The sequence below is a fragment of the Hyalangium sp. genome, assembly GCF_035629615.1.
Classification (GTDB): Bacteria; Myxococcota; Myxococcia; order Myxococcales; family Myxococcaceae; genus Hyalangium.
The window spans coordinates 1-3,034 of sequence record NZ_DASPHO010000664.1 but is presented as its reverse complement, the minus strand read 5'-3'; the positions used below and the strand labels follow the sequence as shown (position 1 = coordinate 3,034).

General features: G+C 68.6%; 3 protein-coding genes. All 3 read left to right on the top strand.

All coding sequences use genetic code 11. From position 1 onward, the window contains the following. Positions 1-75: 75 nt before the first annotated feature. Positions 76-639: a hypothetical protein gene (locus VD972_RS33740; RefSeq protein ID WP_324992912.1), complete on the top strand. Its 564-nt coding sequence runs from the start codon at positions 76-78 to the stop codon at positions 637-639. A 142-nt stretch (positions 640-781) separates the two neighbouring features. Continuing rightward, positions 782-2,395: a Re/Si-specific NAD(P)(+) transhydrogenase subunit alpha gene (locus VD972_RS33735; RefSeq protein WP_324992911.1), complete on the top strand. Its 1,614-nt coding sequence runs from the start codon at positions 782-784 to the stop codon at positions 2,393-2,395. After that, the coding region (locus VD972_RS33730) for an NAD(P)(+) transhydrogenase (Re/Si-specific) subunit beta (RefSeq protein ID WP_324992910.1) at positions 2,392-3,034 on the top strand (643 nt) is incomplete at its 3' end. The genes VD972_RS33735 and VD972_RS33730, both read left to right, overlap by 4 nt.

Here is a 3,034-nt window from a genome sequence, read left to right as displayed (position 1 = left end):
TGACGCCCTGAGCCCAGGCAATCGGCACGGGGCCTCTTCGTAGGCAGCGGGTACCCCTCTCACCGGAGCCTGCCGATGCGCTCGATGTCCCTCCCCACCCTGGCCCTCGCCACCTTCTTGGCCTTGCCCGCCCTGGCCGAGGACACAGCGAACCCACAGGCCGCGGCCCCCAAAGAGGGTTCTGCTCCCAAGGTCGTCTGCGCCGTCCACTCGAAGAATGGCTCCCGGGCTGTCCAGGGCTCGGACCTGATCCTGAAGGCGGGTGAGAAGGCCAAGGATGCGGTGGCAGTCGACGGCGACGTGGTGATCCGCAAGGGCGCGGTGGTGGACGACGTGGTCGCCATCCGCGGCAAGGTCATCGTCGAGGAGGGCGCGGAGGTGAAGGGGGACGTGGTCGCGCTCGGAGGGGAGCTCCACCTCCAGAAGAATGCGCGAGTCCGAGGGGACGCCGTGGCGCTGGGCGGCTCACTCCAGCTGGGCGAGGGGGCCAGCGTGGGCGGCGACAAGGTCACCTTCTCCCTGAACATCAATGGCGAGGACATCGCGAAGAGCTTCCTCCAGAAAGCCCTGGAGGACTCCGACTGCACGCTGACCGTCGGCAATGATGACGACGGTGACGATGACGACGATGACATCTAGTCCCTGCCGAGAGGGGCCACGCTCGCCCCTCCCCTCCCTCCCCTAGAGATCGTCCGGTCCCCTCCCGTCCTCACTCGATGGGGCGCCAACCTTCGAGGCAGCAAGGCTCCCCGGTACCTGCCGGGTTGTTCTCTCGTAGGGGTTGCCGCCGTTTGCGGCTATCTTCCGCGCACTTTCGGCAAGGAGGCCGGCAATTCGTATCGGTGTCCCTCGAGAAATCCTCCCTGGTGAGCGGCGCGTCGCTGCCACCCCCGAGTCCATCCGCAAGCTCCGCGAGCTCGGCTTCGAGGTCCAGGTCGAGAAGGGTGCGGGCACTGACTCTGGCATCCCGGATGACGCATACCTGGCCGCGGGCGCGACGATCGCCGACACGGCGGACTCGCTCTGGAAGGACTCGGACGTCGTCGTGAAGGTGCGGCCCCCGACGGCAGACGAGGCCTCGCACGCCCGCCCGGGCACGACGCTGATCTCTCTGCTGCAGCCGGAGCGCAACCCGGAGCTTCCCCCGGTCCTCCAGTCGCTCAAGCTGTCGGCCATTGCTCTGGAGCGCATCCCCCGGGTGACACGCGCCCAGAAGATGGACGTGCTCAGCTCCATGGCGAACCTGGCGGGCTACCGGGCCGTCATCGAGGCCGCGCAGCACTACCAGGGCTTCTTCAGTCCGCAGATCACCGCCGCGGGTGCCATGCCTCCGGCCCGCGTGCTCATCATCGGCGCCGGTGTCGCGGGGCTGGCTGCCATTGCCGCCGCCAAGGCCCTGGGCGCGGAGGTGCGCGCCTTCGACGTGCGCGCCGCAGCTCGCGAGCAGGTGGAGAGCCTGGGCGCCGCCTTCCTCCAGGTGGAGATCCAGGAGAGCGGCGAGGGTGGAGGCGGCTACGCCAAGACGATGAGCAAGGAGTTCATCGAGGCGGAGATGGCCCTCTTCCGCAAGCAGGCCGCCGAGGTGGACATCATCATCACCACCGCGCTCGTGCCCGGCACGCGCGCGCCGATCCTCCTGCCGCGCGACGTGGTGGAGAAGCTCAAGCCCGGCTCCATCGTGGTGGACATGGCCGCCGAGCAGGGCGGCAACTGCGAGCTGTGCCAGCCGGGAGAGATCGTCGAGTTCAACGGGATCAAGATCATCGGCTACACGGATCTGGCCAGCCGCATGGCCGGCACCGCGAGCCGCTTCTTCGCGAACAACCTCGTCCACCTGATCACCGAGATGGGAGCGGGGGAGAAGTTCCGCGTCGATCTGGAGAACGACGTGGTGCGCCCGGCGCTCCTCACGCACGGAGGCGAGCTGCTGCCGCCGCCGCCGCGCAAGGAGCCCTCGCCCGCCGCGCCTGCGAAGCCGAAACCTCCGCCCGCGGATGCCAAGCCTCAGCAGCAGGCCATCATGGCTCCCTCGCGCCGCGCCTGGGGGACGACGATCGGCGGCCTGGTGGTGATTGGCGTGCTGTTCGTCCTGGGCCGCTTTGCTCCCCAGGACTTCCTCCAGCACTTCACCGTCTTCATCCTGGCCTGCTTCGTTGGCTGGCAGGTGATCTGGAGCGTCACCCCTGCCCTGCATACGCCCCTGATGAGCGTCACCAACGCGATCAGCGGCATCATCATCATCGGCGGCATGCTGCAGATAGGGGAGCAGGTGAACCTGGCCTCCATTCTGGGCGCGATCGCCGTGTTCTTGGCCGCGATCAACGTGGCGGGTGGCTTCCTGGTGACCCAACGCATGCTGAAGATGTTCCGGCGGAACCCCAGAGGTGGCGCATGAACGGCGACAGCGCCATTGTCTACCTCCTGTCGGGGGTACTCTTCATCCGCAGCCTCGGCGGCCTGTCCAAGCAGGAGACCGCCGCGCGCGGCAACCTGTACGGCATGATCGGTATGGCGCTGGCCGTGGGTGTGGCCGGCGTGACGTGGTTCCGGTCGACCGACGGCGCGCTCGGCACGGGGATGGCGCTGCTGGCCGGCTCGGTGCTGGTCGGCTCTGCCATCGGGGCCGTGCTGGCACGCCGGGTGGAGATGACGGGCATGCCGGAGCTGGTCGCCATCCTCCACAGCTTCGTGGGACTGGCGGCCGTGCTGGTGGGCATCTCCTCGTACCTGGCGCCTGGCTCCGGGCACGAGCTGCAGGGGGCGGCGTATATCGTCGCCAGGGTGGAGATCTGGGTGGGCGTGGCCGTGGGCGCGCTCACCTTCACAGGCTCCATCGTCGCCTGGGCCAAGCTGCGAGGAACGCTCTCCGGCAAGCCGCTGCTGCTGCCGGGCCGGCACATGATCAACGCCGCGATCGCGGGAGGCATCGTGCTGCTGACGGTGCCCTTCGTGGCATCCAGCGGGGCGGGCACGGGGCTGGTGTGGCTGCTGATGATGACGGTGCTGGCGGGCCTGCTGGGCATCCACCTGGTGA